Source organism: Cytobacillus firmus, from assembly GCF_023715565.1.
Taxonomy (GTDB): Bacteria; Bacillota; Bacilli; order Bacillales; family Cytobacillaceae; genus Cytobacillus; species Cytobacillus firmus_C.
The window spans coordinates 48,269-72,779 of record NZ_JAMBOJ010000016.1 but is presented as its reverse complement, the minus strand read 5'-3'; the positions used below and the strand labels follow the sequence as shown (position 1 = coordinate 72,779).

Here is a 24,511-nt window from a genome sequence, read left to right as displayed (position 1 = left end):
CCTATATCAAACCTGTTCACAAAAAAAATCGGCATTTGCCGATCATTCTTTAAGATAGCGCTTTATGGTCAGGTTCTTTTGAATGTACCATTTATCTTCTGTAACAATGTTTGAAACGGTCAATATCATAGATGGTATTTTCTCGACACTAAGAACGATAATGCCTAATTGGTCATTCATAATGATAAAAGACTCTCCATGCGAGTATTGCGGGAGATCCTTCCCAAGCTGCAGGATGGAACTGATAATGGCCTGCTTCTCTTCCGCTTCAATTTGGATGTTGGGTGAAAACCTCAAAATCCAATCCTGATCCTCAATCGAAAACCGGTACATTTTCCTCACCCTTTAACAACAAGATAATTAATAATTCATATGAGAAAAACGATAAATTATGTTATCAGATCACAGCAGAAACTTGGTATTTTCCTTCCCAAAGCAAAAAAGTAAAAATATTTAAAATATTTTAATGTTTTTTGTAAAAATGGTGTTCAATTCCTTGACTGAAATTGCCCATTCGTGTATATTATAATCATCATTTAACAGAATGTATTTTAGCTAAAAATATCTGCTTTATGTTTTGTTAGGTGGTAATATTCATCTTAGACACCTGTTGTGTCTTTAAAGGCTTAGGAGGAAAAGTAAACATGCAAAACGGTAAAGTAAAATGGTTCAACAATGAAAAAGGTTTCGGTTTTATCGAAGTTGAAGGCGGAGACGATGTATTCGTACACTTCACAGCTATCCAAGGTGACGGTTTCAAATCTTTAGAAGAAGGCCAGGAAGTTTCTTTTGAAATCGTTGAAGGAAACCGCGGACCACAAGCTGCAAACGTTGTAAAACTATAATTCAAATATAATGATAATAAGGCTGGCATCTGCCAGCCTTATATTTTTGTACAGGATTCATCGCAGTCTAACGGGCAGTAAGATCCCCACTTTAAAACTCAGATGAATCAATAGAGGATAAGCGGGGGTAACTGCCCAATCTAGCTGCGGCTCCTAGGGGCTCGAGGTCATAAGCCAATCAGCTGATGGGAAGAAAAGCACTCCCCACCATCTGCTCGTCTTATGCTTGTCACCCCAAGGCAAGTCGCCTCGCTTTATAATGTAAAGGCCCGATTAGTGAGATACAGTGAAACTTGCCGACGCGCATGCAGAGGCTTAGTTGAACCAATCGGGTTCGTAGTGTCGATTGATCGAAGCGCTAGCGGAGATCTTAGCGACACTAGAACGCGACTAACAATCAGTGGGGATGTTTTTTGTGTCCGAAGTTGGGCTGGGTTCTGACTCTGGAGCGCCCATTTTCTCTTTTTGTGTCCGAAGTTGCACCGGGTTCTGACTCTAAGCCGCTCTTTTTCTCTTTTTCTGTCAGAAGTTGCACCGGGTTCTGACTCTAAACCGCCCTTTTTCTCTTTTTGTGTCAGAAGTTGCACCGGATACCCCCCCACTGATTAAAGTTTCCCTTTATGAAAGCTTGCTTCCTATCGATTTTATTTTCTCACCGACAGTGCACTCTGTAATGCAAAATCGATGGGCATATCTGCGCCCTTTTTCATCTTTATGATGTTTATGAAGGAAGCAGTCTTTGCAGTTACTGGTCATCAGCTCCTCCACTTCATTGATAATTTCCTTTCTGCTCAAAACTGTTCACGCCTTCCTTATTCACAATTATATGATCTGCATTTTACTGTTAATAAATTTCCCTTGCAATGCCTGGCTTGCCAGCTTATCCGCTTCTTTATTTTCATTGCGCGGAATGGATTTATATCTTGGCAGTATGCCCAGTTTTTTAATTTTTTCTTCGATTCGGTCAAGCCAGCGATTTAGATTTTCTTCATAACACGGCCATTCACCTTCAAGCTGTTTTAATACTACCTGGGAATCCCCCTTAAATTCACATGTCATATGATGAACACCCATTTCTTCAAGCAGATTCAGGGTGTAATAAATTGCTGCATATTCTGCCTCATTATTATTATCCATCTCATCAAAAAGCTCATTTGCCCGCACACGGTACTTTTTTTTGCCCTGTTTAAAATAAATGACCGCACCGAGTCCGGCCTGGCCGGTATCTTTATTAAAGCCGCCATCAAAAAATACGGTAATATCATGAGGGTCCTCTTCAACTTCCATAAGAAGCTTTTTCATTTCCTTTGTGCTCCAGGAAGTGCCGGCTTCATCATAATAAATTACCTCTTTGCCCTTGCCCGACTTTTCAATATCTTCACCAGCCTGCAAAGCAGTTTCACCATCGATCAGGTCTGAAGTAAATAAAATATCCTCAGTTCCTTTAAGTTTGTATTTCCATTCTAATTTATATTTCATTTAGGTCAGCCTTTCTGTACTTTATTAGCTGGTTATCATTATTAGAACTGTTTGCAATAGTTGAACTTATTATACTTTGCTTTGTTTATTACTAAATGAGTATATTTCAATGTATAATGGTCAATGACATTTTTATATTCTGCGGTTCGAAAACTCCCGCATTAACAAAACTAGGAGGAATTTGATGTTTAATGAATGGTTTGGATTGCTTTTTGCAATAATTAATTTCATTTTAGTATTGGCGATGTACCGCCTGTTCGGAAAGACTGGACTTTTCGTGTGGATCGGCTTCTCCACTGTCATGGCCAATCTTCAAGTCGTAAAAACAATTGAAATGTTTGGACTGACTGCCACTTTAGGCAACGCTATGTATGGTACTGCTTTTCTTGTTACAGATATCTTAAATGAGAAGTACGGAAAAGAAGAAGCGAAAAAAGCTGTATGGCTCGGTTTCTTTACTCTTCTGTCCATGACTCTAATCATGCAGATGGTATTATTGTTCAAACCGCATGAAACGGATTTTGCACAGGAATCTCTCAGCACTCTTTTCTCGGTTCTGCCGCGGATTGCTGCCGGAAGCCTCGCTGCCTATTTAGTCAGCCAATTTACTGATGTTTATATCTTTTCCTATTTAAAAAAGAAATTTCCAAAAGACGGCCAATTTTGGATCAGGAATAATGGCAGCACCATGATCAGCCAGCTATTGGATACCCTTGTGTTTACAAGCATTGCCTTCCTCGGTGTATTTCCTACGGAAGAATGGATTCAAATTTTCATCACAACTTACTTTCTGAAATTTATAGTAGCTGTACTTGATACCCCGTTTGGCTATATTGCTAAACGTTTCCCAGTAAAAGATTAGGATGCCGTTTAGGTATCCTTTTTCTGCAGTATCAACTATTTTTGTGATAAACTACATTTAGTTTACCCTATTATAGTGTTAAAATCAGGAGGCAATTCAATTGGTTGAAGTATATATCGATGGAGCAAGTGCGGGAAACCCGGGTCCCAGCGGTGCAGGCATATTCATAAAAAATAATGGCCAGGTTGAACGCTTTTCCATTGCATTGGGCTGCATGGAAAATCATGAAGCAGAATACCGTGCATTTATTCATGCACTGAAACTATGCATTGATAAGGGATATAAAACAGTTTCGTTTCGAACGGATTCACAGCTTGTTAACCGTGCTGTTGAAAAAGAATTTGTAAAAAATAAAAAGTTTGCCCCACTGCTTGAAGAAGCTTTGGAGCTTACAGGAAAATTTGATTTATTTTTTATGAAGTGGGTTCCCAGCTCTGAAAACAAGGCAGCGGATGAATTAGCAAGAGCTGCCATTCACAAAAACAAAGTGAAAGGTCAGGAAGATCATGAATAGATCAGTCATATTTGCAGATGTAAGCCTTTTGCTGGTTGCCTTTGTGTGGGGAACCACCTTTGTGCTTGTACAAAACGCCATTGCTTTTCTTGAACCATTCTCTTTTAATGGTGTCCGCTTTTTCCTGGCCGCTTTAATTCTGGGCGGATGGCTTGCAATTTTTGAAAGAGAACAGGTAAAGAAAATGGATAGAAAGCTTTTAATATCCGGAGTTATTATGGGCTTGTTTTTATTTATAGGCTATGCCTTCCAGACGATCGGCCTGCTGCACACAACTTCTTCAAAAGCCGGCTTTATTACGGGGTTAAGTGTAGTAATGGTTCCAGTCTTATCTTTAATGCTGCTAAAAATCAAGCCGGGATTCAATGCCATTATCGGCGTTTCAATCGCGACGGCCGGACTATATTTTCTAACCATGAACGATAATGCCCCGCTGAATATTGGTGATGCCTATGTATTAATCTGCGCTGTCGGTTTTGCCCTCCATATTATCTTTACAGGTAAATACAGCAGCAGATATCCTGCCCTGCTATTAACGGTTATCCAAGTGAGTACGGTGGCAGTTTTATCAGTCATTTTTGCATTGATCAATGAAGACTGGCAGCAGGCATTGGAGACAGAAGTTTTATTTAAAGCCAATGTCGTAACTGCCCTTATTGTGACTTCACTTTTTGCTACCGCTATTGCATTCTTTGCACAGACGGCATTTCAAAAGTACACAACACCAACAAGAGTGGCCCTGATTTTCGCCATGGAGCCTGTGTTTGCAGCAGCTGCAGGATTTATGTGGGCGAATGAAAGACTTTCACTCAGCGCCCTGGCCGGCTGTCTGCTTATTTTTGCGGGAATGATTTTTGCAGAACTGCCTGCTAAGAAAACTTTTTTAACCATCAGAAAAAAGACAGCTTCATAATTTGAAAAAGGCGTGTTCTCGAAACAGACACGCCTTTTTAGATGATTGCTTTTTCTTTTACAAATTTTATTGCTTCCCGCCTGCTGGTTATATTCTTTGAAACCAAAGTTTCCAGCAAAGAAACGTAAAAACTTCCATCAAATGATTTCTGTGCCTTTAATGTCAGTTCAATTGCTGCATTGGCCAGCTCGTCAGAAGCATTGGTATAATGTTTTCCAAAGTAAATGAAGCCAACTGCGTCCTCCCTGAATTGAAAACCTTTACTTTGCAAAAAATGCAAATATTCTTCAACTGTCTTCACTGTACTTACCCTCTTCCCCTGCTCCTCCTGTATTCTTAAATCTTAACTGATTTTTCGACAATTATCTACCTTTTTTCGGCATGAAGCAGGGGCACTGTAAGCTCAAGTGAGCAGCTATTTTTTCTTTTTAGTAAGAAGGTAGCCAAGTGTTCCGGTTAATACACCCAGGATTGCTCCGCCTAATACTTCAGCAGGCTGATGGCCCAGCATTTCCTTCAGCTTTTTTGGACCTTCTTCCTCAAATTTCACTGTTTCATCTTTGTGAATTTTATCAACCAGTTCACCCAGACTGTTTACCTTTAAGGTAAGCTCACCTGTCTGGCGCCTGATTCCCTGGGCATCATACATTACGATCAGGCCATAAACCAGAGATAGAGCAAAATCCACTGTTGGTACACCCCGCTTTAAAGCAATAAACGTGGTTAAAGACGATACGCCTGCCGAATGGGAACTTGGCATGCCTCCTGTCTGGAAAAATAAATCCGGACGCAGTTCCCTCTTTTTGACATAGTGGATCGGAATTTTCAGGCCCTGTGCCAATCCTATACTTAAAAGAGCGATATAAACTCCCTTATTCATAAAAACTCACCTCATCTTTAGTGTTAAGTATGCAGACTTTTATTATTCCTCCTTCAAATGCTAAATAGATTGGATTTTATGGAGTAATTTAAACCGAATCTGAAGAAAAAATTCACCGCATCAGTTGCTAAATTGTACCCTGCCTGTACATGATTAAAACACGAACACTTAAACAATAATAAGCTTATCAAATGAAGAATTGCTGGATTTAGGAGGTGAATCAGATGAGTAAAAACGGACATACAAACAGAGGAAAAAAAGCACCTGGCGTAAACCCGCAAGGATACGGGCAGGATGCTGAATTTGCAGAAGAGCCTAAAAGCAAGCTGGAGAATGCAGCGAAGAAGAAAAATACTAAATAATATTAGGATGGCCGCCACGTGCGGCTTTTTTCGAAGTATGCAAAAAAACTCCAGGCTAAGCCTGGAGCTTTATTTATGCATATTCCTTTTTAATATCAAGGAATCTGTGAAGTCCCTTGAATTCAATTTCAGTGAATTTCTCGATGACCTTTTCCCGGTTCATTGTGAATTGGGCGAGGTCAAGAGGGCATTCAACAGGAACGTCGCATTTTATTTCGGCCAGCTGCCTGCTCAAGTGAAGCATTTCAAGATCCTGTTCGATCTTGGCACGCTGTCCCTTTGTTAGCTGTTCCAGATTTTCTAATACGCCTTCAATATGCTCAAATTGCTGAAGCAGTTTCAGCGCTGTTTTTTCGCCAATTCCTTTTACACCCGGGTAATTATCACTTGTATCCCCCATGAAGGCTTTCAGATCAATCATCTGCTTAGGTGTGATTCCTTTTTCTTCATAAAACGTCTCCGTCGTATGCACAAGGTAATTGCCGTAGCCTTTTTGCAGTAAAATGACAGAAATATTGTCATCCAGAAGCTGCAGCATATCCTGGTCACCTGTAAGGATCAGCACATCCGCTTCCTGGCTTGCCTTTTTTGCAATGGTTCCAATGCAATCATCAGCTTCAAATCCTTCAAGGCCAATATTAGGTACATCGAACGCTTCCACCACTTCTTTTACCAGACTGAATTGAGGCACAAGTTCGATTGGAGCTTCTGGACGGTTTGCTTTATAGGCACCAAACATTTCCGTTCTGAAGGTTTTGCTGCCCATATCCCAGCATACTGCCACATGTGACGGATTAAAGGAAGAAACAGCTGTTAAAAAATGTTTAACAAAACCATAAACTCCGTTTGTAGGAATTCCTTTAGAATTTATCATAAATTGACCGGACATTGCTGTTGCAAAATAAGCTCTGAACAGCAGTGCCATTCCATCAACAAGCAGCAGTGAAGGTTTATTCTCGTTCATGTCTCCGCCTCCCAATTATAATCATAACAACTATTATAACATGGGAAACTCTCCATTTCTCTTGAAAAGTTTTACAGAATTAGTCTGTTTCCCTGATCAATTCCACTCCCTGTTCTTCCAGTTCATAGTAAGTCGCTATTCTCGCTTTGCGGATATTATCATTCAGCTGGAATGAATATTCTGTCCCATCGTTAAAAGTAAAAATTAATTCATCATCTGACATAACACCCATTTTATTTATAACCGTTTGCCTTGCCTGCTGAATTTCGGACCATTCATAATGCTTCTCCTGCAAACTGAGTAATGTGTTGAAATGCACACCATTTTTATCGATATAGTGATAATAATCAAAACTTAAAATCGCTATCAAAAGCGAAATTAATAATCCTGCTCCTGCAAAAACTGTTCCAAACCAGCCGAATTTTTCGGCGCTTTTCATCCAAACTCCCAATAAGATAAAAACACCCACAGCTGCCAGACCAATGCTAAATGTCAAATAAGCTGATTTTGGCGCTTCGAATACCCAGGTTCCTTCAGGTCTATAAAATTGAGCCTGAAATGGGGAAAGTAAAAATATTGGAATAAATATGGCAGATAATATTAGAATGATTCCCATCGTGACCAATATTTGAGTTATATCTGTTTTTTGTTTTTTCGTTATGGTATAACCAGCAGTATTCATATTTACCCTCCGTTTTTCAAATCTATCAAACATTTTAAATTATATAATAAATTTAACAGTAAAAAAATCCCTTTTCCAAAAGGGATTTCACTATTTTTCGACAGTTTCTATTTTATTGCTGTCATAAGAGATCCAATCGCTGAAGCTTCCGGCATATAATTTAACATGTTTATAGCCGGCTTCCTTTAAAGCTAGAAAATTAGGTGCCGCCGTTACACCAGAGCCGCAATAAACAATGATGGGTTTGTTTTTATCAATACCCGCAAATCGATTTTCCTGTTCTTCGGCATCTTTAAATCTGCCATTTTTATATGCTTCAAGCCAAACTTTATTGATTGCTCTCGGAATATGGCCTGCTTTTTTATCAATTGGCTCCTCCAGCCCAAGGTATCTTTTTTCCTCTCTGGAGTCAATTACTACAGCACTTTCCTGATTACCTGCAGCGCTTTTAACTTCTTCGTATGAGGCAAGTATGTCAGGCTGCAGATCAATTTTAAAATCCGCCCGCTCCATGCGGGGAACTTCTTTAGTCAAAGGATAATCGCTTTCAGTCCATTCTTTATATCCGCCGTTCAATACAAAAACTTTCTCATGCCCTAAATACCTGAGCAGCCACCAGAATCTTGCGGCAAATGCCCCTTCTCCGCCGTCATATGCAATAACTGTGGTATCTCTGCTGATCCCGGCTTTCTCAAGGGCTTTTCTAAGTTGAGCCGGATCCGGAAGGGGATGCCGGCCTCCGTGTTCTCTTACCGGACCTGACAGATCTTTCTCCAGATCAAAATACACTGCATGGGGAATATGGCTATGATCATATAAGCTGCGCCCTTCATCTGGCGATCCAAGTTTAAAACGGCAGTCGGCAATTCGGATATTGGGATCATCCAGTTTGGATAATACCCATTCCTTTTCTGCTAGATACTTCATTAAAGGTTCTCCCCTTTTCTCTTTTCCATCAGGTGTATGATATGTTCCTTTGGTGTCCAGCAATTGAATTGATAGTCAGGCTTTGTTTCATATCCCAGCCTGCTGCAAAAATAAAACATTCCGTCTTTACGTTTTTCAGGCTGGAAGTTTATGCAGGTGGCACATGCATGAAAAGAATTCTTCTCCATTTGTCTCCCTTTTCTTCTCAGAAATGATTTTAAACCTTCAGCAGTTCCCAGAGCCATTCATTCAATCCGGATACCTTGCCTTTTTCTTTAGGCATTGAGTCAGCTGCTGCATAGAGCAGTTCCCTTTCTGACTCCAGTTTCTCCGCCATTTGCATTGCTAAATGCTTCTCGATTATCCTCCCGCTTTGTTTTGCATCAACCAGGGTCTGATAAAAGCGGGTGATCTCATCCTCGGCCTTTATGCCAAAGAGTCCTGTATACAAAAAATCCCCTTTTACATTACTTTTCTTAAGCAGCTGCCTTGATATGAGGCATGCCCTTACTGCCTGAATCAGCAGCTTTTGTTTCTTAAACGTAAGATTCTCATTTTTTGCAGCTTCACCGAGATTCCGGGAAAAAGCCTGAGTGTAATGCTGTAATAACTTAAATCTTGAAAACTCTTCTTCCGCAGTACTCCTCAGCCTTTCTGAAAAGCCGTTCATATCCTTATAGATAATAGGTGAGTAAGCCCATTCAAATATACTGGGATTGGATTTCTGCACAAGGTCAAATGCTTTAAAGATATCCCAGCCGTGCGCATCATAAGGGGTATCTGTATTGATAACATCACTTGCGCGTTCAAGGGAAAGATATGTTTTAAGATTCTTATGTTTGAAGATGAAGCGGATATCATAATCTGAATCCGCATCATCTGTCCCCCAAGCCCTGCTCCCTGCTTCACAAGCAAAAAGGATATCGATATTATACTTTTCTTCTGCTGTGCACAGCCATTTGTCCATCTGAAAAGCAGCAACCTTTCCAAGTTATTTTTCGTACTGTGCAATACCCCTCTCAATTTCTTTAAGCTCTTCAATTGGGAAATTATCTTTTAAAGCAGCCGTAATACCTTCATAATATTCGTTATTCTGTTCAATCAGCGAATTGAGCAGCCGCTCAAATTCATTCATCAGCTGGCTGCTGTAATGGAATTTCAGCCTGCTGCTTTCAGCCTGCAAATAACGGTCTGCAGGATCCTGCAGATTCTTCTCCAGTTCATCCGCTAATTGCTTGCGCTCATTCTTTTCAAAGAATGTTTTTGGATTTTTAAAGTAGGACAAAGCTTTTTTAAATTGGTTCGGGTCTTCATTGGAAAATGCTGATTCAAATTCAATACTGTCCATTTTTAACGGCTCATATATGCTAAAAGTCAAATCACTGTTTACACTTGAGGCTTTTTTCGAAATAGTCTCCTGCTGCTGAGCGATCAATTTGGATAAATAGGATTCAAGCCTTAATGTTGTTGCACGGAGCTCCTGGGCAAAATCAAATCCAAAGCTTGCAAGGAATTCATCCAGTGCCAGCTTAAGCATTTTCTTTAAATTCCTGCCATCATCTTTCAGAACTGATGGATTGAAGGCCTCCTTAACAAAGTCATAGAAACGAAGAAATACTCTCTGCTTGATGTAAAAGACGAGCTCATCTGTTTCCTGTTCAAGCCTTTGGGAAAGCAGTTCAGGTTTTTGTCCGCTGATAATCGCAGAAATATCCTTATGTTCTTTCTCAAGCTGTTTGAGCTTTTCGAGCCTGACTTCTTTATTTTCCTGTGAGGAAGAAATATAAGACCTCAGCTGGGATAATAGGCGCCTCCACTCTGTTTCTGCTGATGAAATGGAAATATTCAGCAGATCCTGATTAATAAAGGAGTAAAAGCTTTTTTCAAATGAACTGATATTGGATACTTCCTCTTTGCTGCTATCCAGCTTCTCTGCCAGAGCTTGAAGGCTTGAAATGCCAGACAGATTCGGACGGCGGATTCCGTATTGCACCAGCTGTTCTTCAACGTACTGGAGCACCGAATCTTTTTCCTCCTCATTATTGGCAAGGTCAATGGCATTGACAAGAAAGAACATCTTATCAAGAGAGAAGGTATCCTTAACCCTTCCCAGCTGGATAAGGAACTCTCTATCCGCTTTTGAGAAGGCATGATTATAATAAGTGACAAAAAGGATAGCATCCGAGTTTTTAATATATTCAAATGCAACCCCGGTATGCCTCGCATTAATCGAATCAGCGCCGGGTGTGTCAACCAGGGTAATTCCCTGCCTTGTCAGTTCACAGTCAAAGTAAACTTCAATCGTTTCCACAAAGCATGATTTTTCTTCATTGGCAACATAATCCCCAAACTCATCCAGGTCAGCTTTAATGATTTTCCCCAGCTTATCTGTAAAGAATTTGTACCCTTTCATAAAGGCATTAAGAAATGCAAAATGTGTCTTTTCACTCGCATCAAAATCCCGATTTTCCCCAGTGATCTTCTTAATAGCGGCGGCAGCTTCATCGAAGTTTCCTGCTGAATAATCAAACACCTTCAAGGAATGATTGATATCATTTAAAAGAGTATGTGAATCTTTAACTTTAACAAGGACGGTTCCATGTTTATTTTCATCTGTGACAGGCTTAATCTTGTTGATAGCAGCCGTCGTCGGATTCGGTGAAACCGGAAGAAGCTTATTCCCGATCAAAGCGTTGGCAAAGGAAGACTTCCCTGCACTAAATGCACCAAAAAGGGCAACTGTGAATTCCTTGCTTTCAAGCCTTGATGCTTTATCTGCCAAATCAGCTGCAAGCTTTCTGAAGCCCGGCAGCTCCTTTACTGCATTAGCAGTATATCGAAGCTTTTCAATAACAGGCTGTACGTCAACTGCAGAAACCGCTTCCTTTTCAGGCTCTTCGTCAGGTAACTGCTCAGATTTCCGGGTTGCCTGTTCTTTCTCAGCATTATCTTCATTCAGGAAAACAACTTCAGCTTCATCAACTTCTTCTGCTGCAAGCATCTGGGCTTTTCCCTGAAACTCATGAGTATTGAATTCACCAGTCAAATAGACTTTCATTCCCGCTGATGCGCTACTAATTTTTTCATTGATAGCCTTGAGTGCATATAGTGCTTCAGCATAAGCATTAAGGGTGCGAATTTCATTGACCAGCGCAGTTTGTTCCTGGCTGTTATTTTCTTCAAGTGCTTCTAAAAGTGAATTCGTTAAAGAAGCTGCGTTCTTTTTGGCAATTCTCTTTAGGGCCTCTGCTGTGTCGTTTGTATACTGCAAAACATAGTCACCAGAAACCATTGCTCCGGATTTTACCGTTTCAGCTAAAACAGCCGGTTCAAAGGAGAGCTTGAAGCTCTGAACTTGTGCAAGCTTTTCAGAATCATGGATATTATGCTTCTTGAACTGCTGTAAAAACAGCTCCTTTATATGCCACTCCAGCTGAGATTTAACTTTTTCTGATAAATCCTCGTAGAAGCGGTCAAGCCTCAATGACCTTTCCTGCTCCGTTTTCTGTTTGCTGAAAAATAGGCCAATCTTAAATGAAGGCTGGCACGATTCCAGATATGATTCAGCCAGTTCCCTCGTTTGGAAAGGCATTAAATAGGCATTTTTCAAAATCTCATCTAATTTATCGGTTACCTCTATATCAGCTTCATGTAAGGAAGAATTCAACTCATTTAACTGCTTCTCCAGTTCTTCCAGTCTTTCGGGAAGCTGCTCCCTGTCATCCTGTTCAAGGTCTGCCAATTTTTCTTCCCAGTCAGCTTTTTCAGCTGCATGAGAGTCTCTTAAAAACTCAAGATGATCCTCTGTTAACTTCTTCAAAGAATTAAAAACAGACTGAGGCAAAAGTTCTTCACGATCAGCGATGCTGCTGTTAATAAAACTCTGAAGATCCTTAAAATCGTTTGCCTGATGGTTCTCGTCTTTTAACGTGGTGTAAAAAATCCGGGCAGGCTTTACTCCCCAGGATGCAAATGAATCCTTAACACTTTTTTTGAATTGCTCAAAGCTGAGTTCTTCATCGCGATGTTTATCAATTTGATTGATAACAAGATAAACGTCTTTTCCAGCAGCCGTCAGTTCTTTAGTAAAAAGAAAATTTAATTCCGACTGGACATGGTTGTAATCCATTACATAAAAAATGAGATCAGCCAAATGAAGAGCAGATTCAGTAGCAATCCTATGCGCATCATCAGTGGAATCGATTCCGGGTGTATCCATAATCACTGCCTTCTTTGGCAAGCTGGTGGAGGAATGGCTTATTTCAATGGAATGGATAGAATCGCCATCTTTACAATAGGATTTTACCTGTCCGTAATCATATGGAGCAGGATAAAGCCTTGGCTTTCCTTCCTTAAAAATTACTTTTGCATAATCTTCCTCACCTGATTTGACTTTGACCAGGTTGGCACTGGTTGGAATTGGTGAGGAAGGAAGAAGATCTTCGCCTGCCAGCCTGTTGATCATGCTCGATTTTCCGGCAGAAAAATGCCCGCAAAAAGCGATGGCAAATTCCTGGTTCCTTAGCTTAATCACGAGATCTTTAGCTCTTTGGGCTGTCTCGGCATCTCCATTTCTCTGGGCAAATGTATATATAGCAGATATTCTGTTTATTAATTCAGTTTGCTGCAATCCTGGTTGCGAAATCGTTTCGGCCATTTCCATTAATCCCCTTGTAACTTTAATTTACTTCCTATTTTAAATGATTTTTGTTTATTTTCCTATACAGGATGGATTAATCTTTGATATTTCTAATTTTTCTCAGCAAATCAGTTTCTGCTGTTATTCTATGTTCTATTTTCAAATTACTGCTTATAAATTGTTTGTCTTTCAATTTGGCCCGTTGATTTCCGCTGCAGGCACTCGCTTTCCGTGGGGCGGGCGCTGAGCCTCCTCAACGCTACGCGTCTCCGGGGTCTCACCTGTCCCGCTGCTCCCACCGGAGTCTCGCACCTTCCGCTCCAATCAACTCAGTGCATTAATGTATTTAACTTCTAAAAATTTAATTAAATAGACGATATGAAAACAAAAACCAGGCATTGATAGCCTGGTTTCAATAAGTAATTATTATCTTGTATGTGGTCTAGCTACGTTATTTAAAACATGTTTCATAACAAGTGAGTAGGCAGCAATTGTGCCGGCAACGAATAGAATTGTCATATGTAGCAGCACCTTCCTGTTGGAATGATATTGAGAATAATTTTCAAATTCAATTAGAAGTTTATCACGAACGATAATCATTTTCAATAGGTAATTTAAAATTGTCAAACTTTTTTAATATCTTTATTAAGGTCAGGCCGTAACCGTAAAAAGGCTTCTTCGTATTCTGTCAATTCCTTCAGCGCTTTTTCCTCTTCTGGTATTCTGACCGATAACACCATTATGTTTAACAGAGTGAAAACAGCAGCCGTTATATATGACTGAAACATTAAAGGAATCACGAGAAATTCAGCAGCTACAATGGCATAGTTGGGATGCTTTATAAACCGGTATGGCCCTCTTCTGACTACCTTAGCTCCCGGCAGGACAATGATTTTTGTATTCCAGTATTTGCCCAAGGAAAACAGCGCCCACACCCTTCCCGCCTGGGTAAGGAAGAACAGAATCAGCAATATGGGCCAAAAAGGCGACAGATTCTTTTCAAAGATGATTACTTCAAGCAAATAGCAGACAAAAAAGGAAGCGTGAACAGCAACGATCCATGGATAGTGCCTCTGGCCAAATTCTAATGCTCCACGCTCTTTCATCCACTTTTCATTACCCCGGGCTACAGCAAGCTCTGCAGTCCTCTGTAAAATGATGAAGGTTATAAAAATTAAGAACAGCATGTATTCACTCCCATTCCAGCAGCAGCAATTCCGAACTGAATCCAGGCCCGAGTGCAGTTGCAAGCCCGGTGTCTCCCTTTCTGCCGATCTCCATAAACCTTTTGAGTACGTATAGAATAGTTGCAGATGACATATTACCGAACTCCCTTAATACATCAAGTGAAATCTCTGTCATACCAGGGTCAAATTGCAGCGCTTTCTGATAAGCATCAATGACTTTTTTTCCTCCGGGATGAGCAATAAAATGGTTTATCTCTTCCATTTCTATGCCTTTTCCCCTTAGAAATTCCGTTACATTGGGCTTCAGCCATCCCTCTATTATGAATGGGATGTCCTTTGAAAAAACCACAAATAGACCCTCATTCTTAACTTCCCAGCCCATTACATCCAGAGAATTTCGCTTGGTTGTCGATTGGGTTCCCCGAATTCCCGGAATGGATGGCAGCTTTTGAAAATCCCTTTGTACCTTATCACCTGTTATAAGAGCACATGCTGCACCGTCAGCAAAGAGAGAGGTCCCGATAAGATTGCTTTTTGACCGGTCATTGCGCTGAAAGGTCAAACTGCATAATTCTATACTTAATACAAGCACCTTCGCTTCAGGGAATGCCAGACAATATTCATAGGCTCTTGAAAGCCCTGAAGCACCTCCTGCACATCCCAGCCCCCATATCGGAATTCGTTTCGTATGCTCAGAAAATGGAAGCTTATTCATGATTCTTGCTTCAATACTTGGAGTGGCAATCCCTGAACTTGAGATAGTAAAGATGGCGTCTATCTCATCGCACTGAAGACTTCTGGTCAGGAAAAGATCATTTTCCAGGCAGCGCTTTATGGCCCTTGTTCCCAGTTCAATAGATTGCTCAATATATGCATTGTTTCGTTCTTCAAATGATTTATCTGTTTTAAACCATTCCAGTCCCTTTGCAAAGTGCCGCTTCTCAATCTGGCCGTTGTGGAAAGCTTTTAATAGCCTTTCAATATCCTTAAAGGAATCGGAAAATAAATCTCTGGCAAAATCCATTACCTGATCCTGTGTCAGAACATGTTCAGGTATTGCCTCCGCTACTGATACAATTGCTGGCATAAGCAACTCTCCTTCTATTGCTTTCTGTTATTTTTTCCAAATAAAAGCAATTTATGTTTCAAAGTTGGATAAAGAGCAAAAAAAAAGCTCCCCCCGTATGGAGGAAGCAATGTGTTTTGAAGGAGTTGTTGTGCATCTTTATTATAAATGAATCATTAAATGAATAGCATTACTAAATCTTTTCCAATTACTATTTAGTCCCTCATCTAACCATGAAATGCGGCCGGCGATTAAGCAATTATTCTGATGCATCCAATCCATTAAGATTTTTATGATGCTTTTGAACTTCTATATATATTTTTTTTGTCACCTGGATACCGCAGGCAGCACAAACTTCTTCTTCATTATATAAAAGCCGGCAGTTATCACAATAATATTTCTCCATCACATTACACTCTCTTTCTTGCGAGAAACATCGCTTCGGAAATGTAAAAATACCGATAGAATATTATATTGATTTCCAATATTATTGTGATTGCCTCAAACGAGAATTATAAAGCCTTCGGCTCCGTAAGAGAAGGACGCTGAACTGCTTTTTTTCCTTTAACTACATTGAATACGATATTTAAAAGAATGGCCGTCACACTGCCTGCCACTATCCCATTATCCGTCAGGATCCGCACACTCGAAGGCATTTGTGCGAATAGTTCAGGAACAGCTGTTACACCCAGTCCCATCCCGACAGAGCAGGCGATGATCAATAAATTTTCCTGGGAGGAGAATTCCACTTTGCTGAGCATTTTTATTCCATAGGCGACTACCATGCCGAACATGGCAACCATTGCGCCTCCTAATACTGGAGTGGGAATGATCGTGGTCAATGCACCAATTTTCGGAACCAGACCCAGCAGTACAAGGAATGCCCCTGCTGTATATATAACATTCTTTGTTTTTACGCCTGACAGCTGAAGAAGTCCAACGTTTTGGGAATAGGTTGTATAAGGAAATGCATTAAAGACAGCACCAAGGATAATGGCAAGCCCTTCGGCACGATAACCATTTGACAGATCTTTTTGTTCCAGTTTTTCTTCACAGATATCTCCCAGAGCAAAGTATACGCCTGTAGATTCAACTAAACTGACCATTGCTACTAGAATCATAGTCAGGATGGCTGTCACCTCAAATGTCGGCATGCCAAAATAGAAAGGGGATGGCATATGAAACCAGGAAGCGTCACCAACAGCTGTGAAGTCGACCATGCCCATAAAATAGGATGCTATGGTTCCTGCAGCCAATCCCAGTAAAATGGCAATCGACCGGATAAAGCCATTAAAGAAACGGAAGAGAATAATGATGAACAGCAAAGTTCCAAAAGCCAATGCTATGTTTGTCATCGAACCAAAGTCAGGGCTTCCCTGCCCGCCGGCCATATTATTCATAGCAACAGGAATAAGCGTAATCCCGATTATTGTAACCACCGACCCTGTCACAACAGGCGGGAAAAATTTCACCAGTTTTCCAAAATACTTTGAAACAGCAACCACAAAAATACCGGAAACGAGTATAGACCCATAGATTGCTGGTATTCCATACTGACCGCCAATCGCAATCATTGGTCCAACAGCCGTAAATGTGCAGCCAAGCACGACCGGAAGGCCAATCCCGAAAAATTTACTGCGCCATACTTGAAGCAGTGTTGCAATTCCGCACATAAAAATATCAATTGAAACCAGATAGGTAAGTTGTTCACCTGTTAATCCCAGTGCCCCTCCTACAATCAGCGGTACAATGACCGCGCCTGCATACATAGCAAGGACATGCTGAATTCCGAGCGAAGCAATTTTTATTGGATTCTGATTCATCGCAACATTTCCTCCACATTCTCTGATGTTTTTTCAAAGCTGATGATGCCATTTTCAAGAGAGTTAATAATAGCTAAAGATTCGACCCGGAATCCCCTCTCTCTCAGCTGCTGTCCGCCTTTTTGAAAGCCTTTTTCAATAACAATTCCTATCCCTTCAACTGCTGATCCAGCTTTTTCCGCTATATCCGCAAGACCTAATGCAGCCTGTCCATTCGCTAGAAAATCATCAATGATCAGTAGATTATCCTCTTTTGAAAGAAATTTCTTTGAGACAGAGATTTCACTTGTTTCTTCTTTAGTAAAAGAATAGACAGAAGCTGTAATCAGGTCATTTACCAGAGTGAGAGATTTTCTTTTTCTCGCAAATACAACCGGGACATTCAGATGAAGTCCCGCCATTACAGCTGGTGCAATCCCTGAAGATTCAATTGTCAATATTTTTGTAATCCCGCAGTTTGAGAATCTATCTGCAAATACTCTTCCGACTTCTTGCATAAGCTGAGGATCTATTTGGTGATTCAGAAATGAATCCACCTTTAAGACTGTAGGTGATAAAACAATCCCTTCGCTTTTTATTTTTTCAATAAGCATATCCATTTTGCATCCTCCTCTGTGATAGAAAGCCTTCAGGACCATAAAAAAAGCCTGAGGCCCATCGCATTCACAACATAAAAATGAGTGAAGCAATGGCCTTCAGGCTGGGAGTTTAGCTGCAGGCAAACAGGGATGACAAAAAAACGTCCTGGTCATTGCTCACTCATAGTCGGATTATTTACGGTAACCCGGTAGAAACTTGCGAGCCATATCCTCGCGATTATATGAGTGAATGTTATTAATTTATTAACATTATAACATCATTTCCTCATACTTCAACAAAAACCTACAAGTAAATACGAACCAAAAGGGTTTTTTATGTATAATCGTTCGTAAATTAAAGGGTTTTTCATCTTCAGTATGATTTTTTTCTATAATTAGTACCTCTTTTGAAGCCAAATGTAAACTTTCACATTTATTTCACAATTTACACATAAGTTTTGTGATTTAAATCACTTAAATATCAACTTTTCACCATTATCATAGTGTTTAAGTTACGAATGAACAATTTGTGAACTCACTAAAAGCATCTAGAATCTTCCTAAATGTTTTGTATTATGAAAGTGTAATCATTTACTTTTTCCAATTTTCGAAAGGAGTGAAGGAAAATGGCGAAAACGGAACTCAGCCGCAAAACGAAAACTGAAATAGAGGATAGCTCTTCCTTAAAGGGAACGTTAGCTTCCGTTTTCTTATTGGGATTCTTCCTGATTATTACATGGGTAGGCGTTTATCTATTATTTATCAGCCGCTTTTAAAGTTAGAAAGGGGAAAAAGCCATGCATATGCATAAGTTTGAAAAAGCCTGGCTCGGTTTCGGAATCGGATCACTGCTTGTTTTTCTAACAGTACTGGGAGTCAGCGCATTTTACCTGGGCAATCAGCCTCCGAGCTGTTTGGCAACTATTGACCCTGAAAAGGTCGATACTACCGTTCCATTTAATGAGCCTGGATTGAAAAAGGTAGAAGGAAAAGATTGGGATTACGAATTGGTATACGTTGCATCTGCGTTTTCCTACAGCCCAGCTGAAGTGGAGGTTCCATATGGCGCTAAAGTGAAAATTATCGCTACAACCAAAGACGTTGTCCACGGTTTTGAGGTTGCGGGATCAAATATCAACATGATGCTTGAACCCGGCTATATCAGTGAGCATGTTACAACATTTGATAAAACAGGCGAATACTTAATTGTATGTAATGAATATTGCGGTGTTGGTCACCACATGATGTCGTCTAAAATTAAGGTGGTGGAATAATGTTTAATCCTTCAGCAAAATTAAAAGTTGACCCTCGGGACGGTAAATTGGCAATGGCTCACTTTTTCGTTGCCTTTACTGCTTTAGCAATAGGAGGCCTTGCCGGTTTATTGCAGACTTTGGTCCGATCCGGTAAATTTGAGCTTCCTGCAGGCATCGGCTATTACCAAATACTCACGGTTCACGGTGTTGTGCTCGGACTTGTACTTACTACCTTTTTTATAATGGGCTTCCAGTTAGCAGCAACAAGCAAAACATCAGGAGCACTTACAAATAAACAGCGTATCGCCGGCTGGATCGGTTTTTGGCTGATGACAGCGGGAACTGTTCTTGCAGCTGTTATGATTCTGCTGAATGAAGCTACAGTTCTTTATACTTTCTATGCTCCTCTTCAGGCACATGCATTGTACTATATCGGTTTAACACTTGTTATAGTGGGAAGCTGGATTGACGGGGCAGCAATCATTATGAAGTATGCAGAATGGCGAAGGAAAAATCCTGGTCAGCCGAGTCCGTTATTAACTTTTATGTCTCTGGTCAATACAATGATGTGGATTGTCGCAACAATCGGTGTAGCATCTACCGTACTTTTCCAGCTGCTTCCATGGTCTTTAGGATTTGTGGAAACCGTAAATATCGGTGTCAGCCGTACTCTATTCTGGTATTTCGGACACCCGCTTGTTTACTTCTGGCTATTGCCGGCTTATATGGCCTGGTATGTTGTCATTCCAAAGGTCATCGGCGGAAAAATTTTCTCTGATTCATTGGCGCGTTTGTCATTTATATTATTCCTGCTGTTCTCAATCCCTGTCGGATTTCACCATCAATTAATGGAGCCGGGAATTGACCCTGCATGGAAATTCCTTCAGGTTATCCTGACATTCCTGGTGGTCATTCCATCTTTAATGACTGCATTTTCATTATTTGCTACTTTCGAAAGCTTTGGCCGCTCAAAAGGGGCTACAGGGTTATTCGGCTGGGTTAAGAAGCTTCCTTGGGGAGATGCGCGATTTGTCGTTCCTTTCATTGGGATGGTAGCCTTTATCCCTGCGGGTGCAGGCGGGATCGTCAACGCCTCCCACCAGATGAACCAGGTAGTTCATAACACGATTTGGGTAACCGGCCACTTTCACTTAACAGTGGCAACATCAGTAATGCTTACATTCTTTGGGATTTCTTATTGGCTTATTCCTCATCTGACCGGAAGAACATTAACCAAAGCGATGAATAAATTAGGGATCATCCAGGCGGTTATCTGGTCCATCGGAATGACATTCATGTCCGGTGCCATGCATGCTGTCGGTTTGCTTGGAGCACCGCGCCGTTCATCATATTCTGAATATGGCGGAGCAGCACAAGCAGCAGAATGGATTCCATACCAGATTGCACAGGCAATTGGCGGATCAATTCTTTTCATTGGCATTATTTTAATGATCTATATCTTTATCAACCTTGCATTCTTCGCACCGAAGGGCGAGCAGGAGTTCCCTGTCGGAGAAGCTGCTGATGAAGCTGAAAAAGCTCCGATGGTATTTGAAAACTGGAAGCTGTGGCTCGGAATTACCGTTGTTCTTATTCTATTTGCCTACACCATTCCATTTATCGATTTGATTCAAAATGCACCTCCAGGGGCTAAGGGATATAAGCTTTGGTAAAAAAACACTCCGTTCCAGTTGGATCGGAGTGTTTTAGTGTCCTGGCCTGCTGGTGTCAGCCGCCATTCCCGCATTTTTCCTTCTTACAGGCAAATTAACAATAATAACCGAACTGAGTATCAGCAAAGCACCTGCAATCTGGACTGCACCAAGATTTTCCCCGTAAAGTGTCACTCCTAAAAGCATGGCCACGACTGGTTCGACTGTAGCGATCACAGCTGCCTTGCTTCCATCTGTTTTTTCCAGTCCCCATGTGTAAACAAAATAGGCGAGAACCGTAGGCACAAACCCTAAACCCATACTAAGAAACAAAACTTCAGCGTTGAAAAAAACTGAAGCTTTTGTCCATAGCTTTGTAACGGGGATCAGAAATACCGAAGCAATCAGGAATGTATAAAGCGTAACTGTAAAGGGATGATACTTTCTTAACGCAAATTTCCCGAAAATTGTATAAAGTGCATAGCCAAACCCGGCACCTAATCCCGTTGAAATTCCAAGAAGAGTTATATCACTGCTGCCTGCTGATAATCCGGCTACTAAAATGCAGCCCACAATGGTGCCTGCCACAGCTGCAATCTTTCTCAAATTTAGCCCTTCCTTTAAAAACAGGTAAGATAATACAGTCACAAATGCCGGAGCTGTATAAAGCAGAACGACTGCCAATGAAATGCTGATCTGGTTCATCGCTGTGAAATAACAATAATTAAAAAAGACAATGCTCAGTATCCCGGTTCCAATAAAAAACCTAATGTCAGAGGCAGATTCCAGTTTAAAACAGTTCCGGAAACGCATGATCCCGATCAGAACGAGAAAGATGGCTGCAAAAAAAACTCTTACAGTCACGATTTCCATAGCTGAAAAACCATATTCCCCGAGCCCTTTAACAAATACAGCAATAATACCCCATAGACTTGCACCTAACGCAATCATTAGAAAAGGAAGTAATTTCTTCATTTTGTCTCTCCATGAAGTAAGAGGATGGCTGAGACCACCCTCTTACAAAAATTATGATTAAACAATTAATTCAGCTGATACACCTTACCGTACTTATCATACAGATAATCAATTAAATGCTGGGCATTCAGGCCTTCCCCGGTGACTTCATTTAAGATTTCAAGCGGCCTTTTCATTTTGCCGAATTGGTGCACATTCTTAGTAAACCACTCTTTGATTGGCATTAAATTGCCTTCTTCAAGTAATTCATCATAGTTTGGCAAGTCCTTTAACATGCTGTTTTTCAGCTGTGCTGCATACATGTAACCCAAAGCGTATGAAGGGAAATAACCAAAGCTTCCCCCTGCCCAGTGAACATCCTGCAGAACGCCTTCTCCATTATTATCAGGCTTTACTCCGAGGTATTGTTCATATTTTTCATTCCAGATCGCTGGAAGGTCTTTAACTTCAATTTCATCGTTAAACAAGCCTTTTTCAATTTCATAACGGATAATGATATGAAGCGGATATGTTAATTCGTCTGCTTCAATACGGATTAATGAAGGCTTTGATTCATTAATTGCACGATAAAAAGCATCTATTGACACATCATCAAATTGACCGCTTGCATATTCTTTAAGAAGGTCATAATTCTTTTTCCAGAAAGAACGATGTCTTCCGACAAAGTTTTCATAAAATAATGACTGTGATTCATGAATTCCCATTGATGTTCCAGAGCACAGCGGAGTTCCAACCAGGTCAGAAGAAATATTTTGCTCATATAGAGCATGCCCGCCTTCATGAATCGTGCCAAATACAGCTGTCCGGAAATCAGCTTCATCATATTTGGTGGTCACTCGGACATCACCAGGATTTAAACCTGTTGCAAATGGATGCACAGTTTCATCGAGACGACCTGCTTTAAAGTTATAGCCCATTTGATCAAGAACTTTAAGGCTGAAATCCCGCTGTTTATCCTTGGCAAAGTGTTCAAACAAAAAGCTGGTGTCCGGTTTATTCTGTGATTCAGAGATTTGCTGAACAAGCGGAACAATTTTTTCCCTCAGCTGCCCGAACACCTGATCAAGCGTTTCTACGGTGACACCAGGTTCATACATATCCAGCAGAGTATTATATTTATTTCCTTCATATCCCCAATAAGAAATGAATCTTTTATTCATTTCAACAAGCTTTTCCAAATAAGGCTGGAACATTTCAAAATCTGAACTTTCCTTTGCATCCTCCCAAATACTTTCAGCCTTGGATTGCAGGATGACATATTCGGTATATTCCTCCGCAGGAATTTTCTTATTCCGGTCATAATCCTTTTTGCATTCTTCCAGTGTTTTCACAGTTACTTCAGAAAGATTTTCCCGGCCGGAGAGTTTCGCTATGTATGCTGCCATTTCCTCAGAAGTGGACATTCTGAAAACTTCTGAAGAAATCATTCCAATCACTTCTGAGCGCTGTTCCATTCCCTGCTTGGGTGCGCCTGTCCTCATATCCCAATACATCAGCCCGATCGCTTCATTATAGGCCGTCATTTTTTTGACATAATCAAGGAATTGCTGTTCTGTCTTTTTTAGTGATTCTGCCACAATTTTTCCCCCTTTGTATCAATTACAGTTTCATTTTATCATATTTTTCTGAAAAGGCAGTCTCTATAATCTTTTTCTTGTTCTTTGCCCTTTGGCTGTTTTTCTTTTTCACCTGGTTCCCAAAGAGTTATAATAGTGGAAAGTGAACTAACCGGAAAGTGAGATAGCATGAAATATTTGATTTACTTTATCGTTATTGCAGCATTTATTGATACATTTTCTCAGCTTCCTATAATGAGCCCCTTTGCCATGACATATCATCCATCACCCGCCTTTGCGGGAATGATTGTTGGGATGTATTCCTTCTCGAATATGATAGGCAATATTTTAGCCGGCTATTGGATAGATAGAAGCGGAGCAAAAAGAGTTCTTGTGTCCGGTCTATCATTAACCGGAATCATTTTAGTCCTGTATACCTTTACTGATTCACCCCTCCAATTAATCTCAGTAAGATTTCTGCACGGGTTATTTGGCGGCTTCCTGGTCCCTGCGGCTTTTACAATCATTTCAAACCTTGGAACTTCAGACAAACAAGGCAGAAAAATGGCTGTATCAGGCGCAGCTGTCGGCTGTTCAGCCATTATAGGACCCGCTTTTGGGGCAGTCATTGCTTCCAATTACAGCATAAATTGGGTCTTTTTAACTATAGCAGCAACAATGATCAGCAGCGCAGTCCTTGCCTTTGTGTTTTTGCCGGCAGGGACTCTGAAAAATGTAAAAAAAGAGAGCTCCCATGAGAAAATGCTTCCTTTGCTTAAGAATCCTATGCTCGCAGCAAGTTATTTAGGAGCCTTTTCTCTTATGTTTGCTCAAGGGACACTTGCCTATCTTCTTCCTCTTCAGGTAGAAGCGCTGCAAATTGATGCGATGTACAGCGGAATATTATTAAGCACATTCGGAATAACTGCAATTCTTATTTTTCTGCTGCCCATTAATAAAATATTTGATAAATATAAGCATCACAATAGCATGCTTTCTGGAATGGTGATCATAGGAATTGCATTAATCCTGCTAAGTTCAGCATCCTCTCTTGGGTTCATGTTTCTATGCATGGTTCTTTACGGCACCGGATTTGCTCTTCTATTCCCGTCCATTAATGCCCTTATAGCCAATCATACAACTGAAAAAACAAGAGGAAAGGCGTTCGGCCTCTTCTATGCCTTTTTTTCTTTAGGTGTGGTAGCCGGTTCCACCATATTAGGTTTCTTGAGAGTAACATTTAACATAGGTTTTTTAATCGCCGCAGCCATTTTGCTGTTAACAGTATGCGGCATGTCGATATACTTTAAAAAGAGAATCCCCAAATTATTAAAAAACGGGAGTGACTGAA

Annotated in this window: 28 protein-coding genes and 1 riboswitch; of the genes, 9 read left to right on the top strand and 19 right to left on the bottom strand. The window is 40.6% G+C overall.

Annotated features, from left to right (window positions below; all coding sequences use genetic code 11):
* Nucleotides 1-42 precede the first annotated feature (42 nt).
* On the bottom strand, nt 43-333 hold the full coding sequence (locus M3205_RS08610) for a hypothetical protein (protein ID WP_251169509.1): 291 nt from the start codon (nt 331-333) through the stop codon (nt 43-45).
* A 311-nt stretch (nt 334-644) separates the two neighbouring features.
* On the opposite strand from M3205_RS08610, the gene cspD reads away from it, so the two are divergent.
* Nucleotides 645-845, top strand: a complete 201-nt coding sequence (gene cspD, locus M3205_RS08605; RefSeq protein ID WP_009791749.1) for a cold-shock protein CspD — start codon at nt 645-647, stop codon at nt 843-845.
* A 618-nt stretch (nt 846-1,463) separates the two neighbouring features.
* On the opposite strand, the gene M3205_RS08600 is transcribed toward cspD, so the two are convergent.
* Together M3205_RS08600 and M3205_RS08595 are read right to left on the bottom strand one after the other, a co-directional pair.
* Nucleotides 1,464-1,640 carry a zinc-finger domain-containing protein gene (locus M3205_RS08600; RefSeq protein ID WP_251169508.1) on the bottom strand — a complete coding sequence of 59 codons (177 nt, stop codon included), beginning with the start codon at nt 1,638-1,640 and terminating at the stop codon, nt 1,464-1,466.
* A gap of 27 nt (nt 1,641-1,667) precedes the next feature.
* Nucleotides 1,668-2,324: a reverse transcriptase-like protein gene (locus tag M3205_RS08595; protein WP_048007862.1), complete on the bottom strand. Its 657-nt coding sequence runs from the start codon at nt 2,322-2,324 to the stop codon at nt 1,668-1,670.
* A gap of 184 nt (nt 2,325-2,508) precedes the next feature.
* On the opposite strand from M3205_RS08595, the gene M3205_RS08590 reads away from it, so the two are divergent.
* The 3 genes from M3205_RS08590 to M3205_RS08580 all read left to right on the top strand — a co-directional run bounded on the left by M3205_RS08590 (nt 2,509) and on the right by M3205_RS08580 (nt 4,613).
* Complete coding sequence (locus M3205_RS08590) at nt 2,509-3,186, top strand: queuosine precursor transporter (protein ID WP_251169507.1); 678 nt, start codon at nt 2,509-2,511, stop codon at nt 3,184-3,186.
* A 100-nt stretch (nt 3,187-3,286) separates the two neighbouring features.
* Nucleotides 3,287-3,700 (top strand): reverse transcriptase-like protein, encoded by a 414-nt coding sequence (locus M3205_RS08585; RefSeq protein WP_095244617.1) that lies wholly within the window; start codon nt 3,287-3,289, stop codon nt 3,698-3,700.
* Entirely contained in the window at nt 3,693-4,613 is a 921-nt protein-coding gene (locus tag M3205_RS08580; protein WP_251169506.1) for a DMT family transporter, read from the top strand. Before M3205_RS08585 ends, M3205_RS08580 begins: the two co-directional genes overlap by 8 nt.
* Before the next feature lie 37 nt (nt 4,614-4,650).
* On the opposite strand, the gene M3205_RS08575 is transcribed toward M3205_RS08580, so the two are convergent.
* Together M3205_RS08575 and M3205_RS08570 are read right to left on the bottom strand one after the other, a co-directional pair.
* On the bottom strand, nt 4,651-4,914 hold the full coding sequence (locus M3205_RS08575) for a DUF6123 family protein (RefSeq protein WP_048007866.1): 264 nt from the start codon (nt 4,912-4,914) through the stop codon (nt 4,651-4,653).
* Between the two features lie 114 nt (nt 4,915-5,028).
* Entirely contained in the window at nt 5,029-5,493 is a 465-nt protein-coding gene (locus M3205_RS08570) for a divergent PAP2 family protein (RefSeq protein ID WP_251169505.1), read from the bottom strand.
* A gap of 224 nt (nt 5,494-5,717) precedes the next feature.
* Here M3205_RS08570 and sspL point away from each other — a divergent pair, with 224 nt between their 5' ends.
* On the top strand, nt 5,718-5,855 hold the full coding sequence (gene sspL, locus M3205_RS08565) for a small, acid-soluble spore protein L (RefSeq protein ID WP_026581140.1): 138 nt from the start codon (nt 5,718-5,720) through the stop codon (nt 5,853-5,855).
* A 73-nt stretch (nt 5,856-5,928) separates the two neighbouring features.
* On the opposite strand, the gene M3205_RS08560 is transcribed toward sspL, so the two are convergent.
* From M3205_RS08560 to M3205_RS08505, 12 genes are all read right to left on the bottom strand, one after another.
* The gene (locus M3205_RS08560) at nt 5,929-6,819 is read right to left on the bottom strand and encodes a 5'-3' exonuclease (protein ID WP_095244620.1); all 891 of its coding nucleotides are present in this window, start codon (nt 6,817-6,819) and stop codon (nt 5,929-5,931) included.
* A 79-nt stretch (nt 6,820-6,898) separates the two neighbouring features.
* The gene (locus M3205_RS08555) at nt 6,899-7,501 is read right to left on the bottom strand and encodes an efflux RND transporter permease subunit (protein WP_251169504.1); all 603 of its coding nucleotides are present in this window, start codon (nt 7,499-7,501) and stop codon (nt 6,899-6,901) included.
* 90 nt (nt 7,502-7,591) lie between these two features.
* Nucleotides 7,592-8,428 carry a sulfurtransferase gene (locus tag M3205_RS08550; RefSeq protein ID WP_251169503.1) on the bottom strand — a complete coding sequence of 279 codons (837 nt, stop codon included), beginning with the start codon at nt 8,426-8,428 and terminating at the stop codon, nt 7,592-7,594.
* Nucleotides 8,428-8,616 (bottom strand): hypothetical protein, encoded by a 189-nt coding sequence (locus tag M3205_RS08545; RefSeq protein WP_095244638.1) that lies wholly within the window; start codon nt 8,614-8,616, stop codon nt 8,428-8,430. The genes M3205_RS08550 and M3205_RS08545 overlap by 1 nt, the downstream gene beginning before the upstream one ends.
* A gap of 29 nt (nt 8,617-8,645) precedes the next feature.
* On the bottom strand, nt 8,646-9,395 hold the full coding sequence (locus M3205_RS08540) for a nucleotidyltransferase domain-containing protein (RefSeq protein ID WP_251169502.1): 750 nt from the start codon (nt 9,393-9,395) through the stop codon (nt 8,646-8,648).
* Between the two features lie 24 nt (nt 9,396-9,419).
* Nucleotides 9,420-13,085, bottom strand: a complete 3,666-nt coding sequence (locus M3205_RS08535; RefSeq protein ID WP_251169501.1) for a dynamin family protein — start codon at nt 13,083-13,085, stop codon at nt 9,420-9,422.
* A gap of 408 nt (nt 13,086-13,493) precedes the next feature.
* Complete coding sequence (locus M3205_RS08530) at nt 13,494-13,667, bottom strand: hypothetical protein (protein WP_251169500.1); 174 nt, start codon at nt 13,665-13,667, stop codon at nt 13,494-13,496.
* A 23-nt stretch (nt 13,668-13,690) separates the two neighbouring features.
* Complete coding sequence (locus tag M3205_RS08525) at nt 13,691-14,254, bottom strand: isoprenylcysteine carboxyl methyltransferase family protein (RefSeq protein WP_251169499.1); 564 nt, start codon at nt 14,252-14,254, stop codon at nt 13,691-13,693.
* Between the two features lie 4 nt (nt 14,255-14,258).
* Nucleotides 14,259-15,341 (bottom strand): type III polyketide synthase, encoded by a 1,083-nt coding sequence (locus M3205_RS08520; protein WP_251169498.1) that lies wholly within the window; start codon nt 15,339-15,341, stop codon nt 14,259-14,261.
* Between the two features lie 238 nt (nt 15,342-15,579).
* A complete protein-coding gene (locus M3205_RS08515; RefSeq protein WP_251169497.1) occupies nt 15,580-15,726 on the bottom strand; it encodes a hypothetical protein in 147 nt (48 codons plus the stop codon).
* Between the two features lie 106 nt (nt 15,727-15,832).
* Nucleotides 15,833-17,143, bottom strand: coding sequence for a nucleobase:cation symporter-2 family protein (locus M3205_RS08510; RefSeq protein WP_251169496.1), 1,311 nt, complete (start codon nt 17,141-17,143; stop codon nt 15,833-15,835).
* Nucleotides 17,140-17,742, bottom strand: a complete 603-nt coding sequence (locus M3205_RS08505) for a xanthine phosphoribosyltransferase (RefSeq protein ID WP_095244628.1) — start codon at nt 17,740-17,742, stop codon at nt 17,140-17,142. The genes M3205_RS08510 and M3205_RS08505 overlap by 4 nt, the downstream gene beginning before the upstream one ends.
* Nucleotides 17,743-17,885: 143 nt before the next feature.
* A riboswitch (purine riboswitch) is annotated at nt 17,886-17,987 on the bottom strand.
* A gap of 360 nt (nt 17,988-18,347) precedes the next feature.
* Between M3205_RS08505 and M3205_RS08500 the strand changes: the two genes are divergently transcribed.
* From M3205_RS08500 to M3205_RS08490, 3 genes are read left to right on the top strand one after another with little or no spacing between them, the layout of a single operon-like run.
* Entirely contained in the window at nt 18,348-18,497 is a 150-nt protein-coding gene (locus tag M3205_RS08500) for a hypothetical protein (protein ID WP_035333553.1), read from the top strand.
* 21 nt (nt 18,498-18,518) lie between these two features.
* Complete coding sequence (locus M3205_RS08495) at nt 18,519-18,995, top strand: cytochrome c oxidase subunit II (RefSeq protein ID WP_095244629.1); 477 nt, start codon at nt 18,519-18,521, stop codon at nt 18,993-18,995.
* Nucleotides 18,995-20,650, top strand: a complete 1,656-nt coding sequence (locus M3205_RS08490) for a b(o/a)3-type cytochrome-c oxidase subunit 1 (protein WP_095244630.1) — start codon at nt 18,995-18,997, stop codon at nt 20,648-20,650. Before M3205_RS08495 ends, M3205_RS08490 begins: the two co-directional genes overlap by 1 nt.
* A gap of 33 nt (nt 20,651-20,683) precedes the next feature.
* On the opposite strand, the gene M3205_RS08485 is transcribed toward M3205_RS08490, so the two are convergent.
* A complete protein-coding gene (locus tag M3205_RS08485; protein ID WP_251169495.1) occupies nt 20,684-21,604 on the bottom strand; it encodes a DMT family transporter in 921 nt (306 codons plus the stop codon).
* 65 nt (nt 21,605-21,669) lie between these two features.
* On the bottom strand, nt 21,670-23,181 hold the full coding sequence (locus M3205_RS08480) for a carboxypeptidase M32 (protein ID WP_311315719.1): 1,512 nt from the start codon (nt 23,179-23,181) through the stop codon (nt 21,670-21,672).
* Nucleotides 23,182-23,349: 168 nt separating this feature from the next.
* Between M3205_RS08480 and M3205_RS08475 the strand changes: the two genes are divergently transcribed.
* Nucleotides 23,350-24,510 carry an MFS transporter gene (locus M3205_RS08475; protein WP_251169494.1) on the top strand — a complete coding sequence of 387 codons (1,161 nt, stop codon included), beginning with the start codon at nt 23,350-23,352 and terminating at the stop codon, nt 24,508-24,510.
* Nucleotide 24,511: the final 1 nt, after the last annotated feature.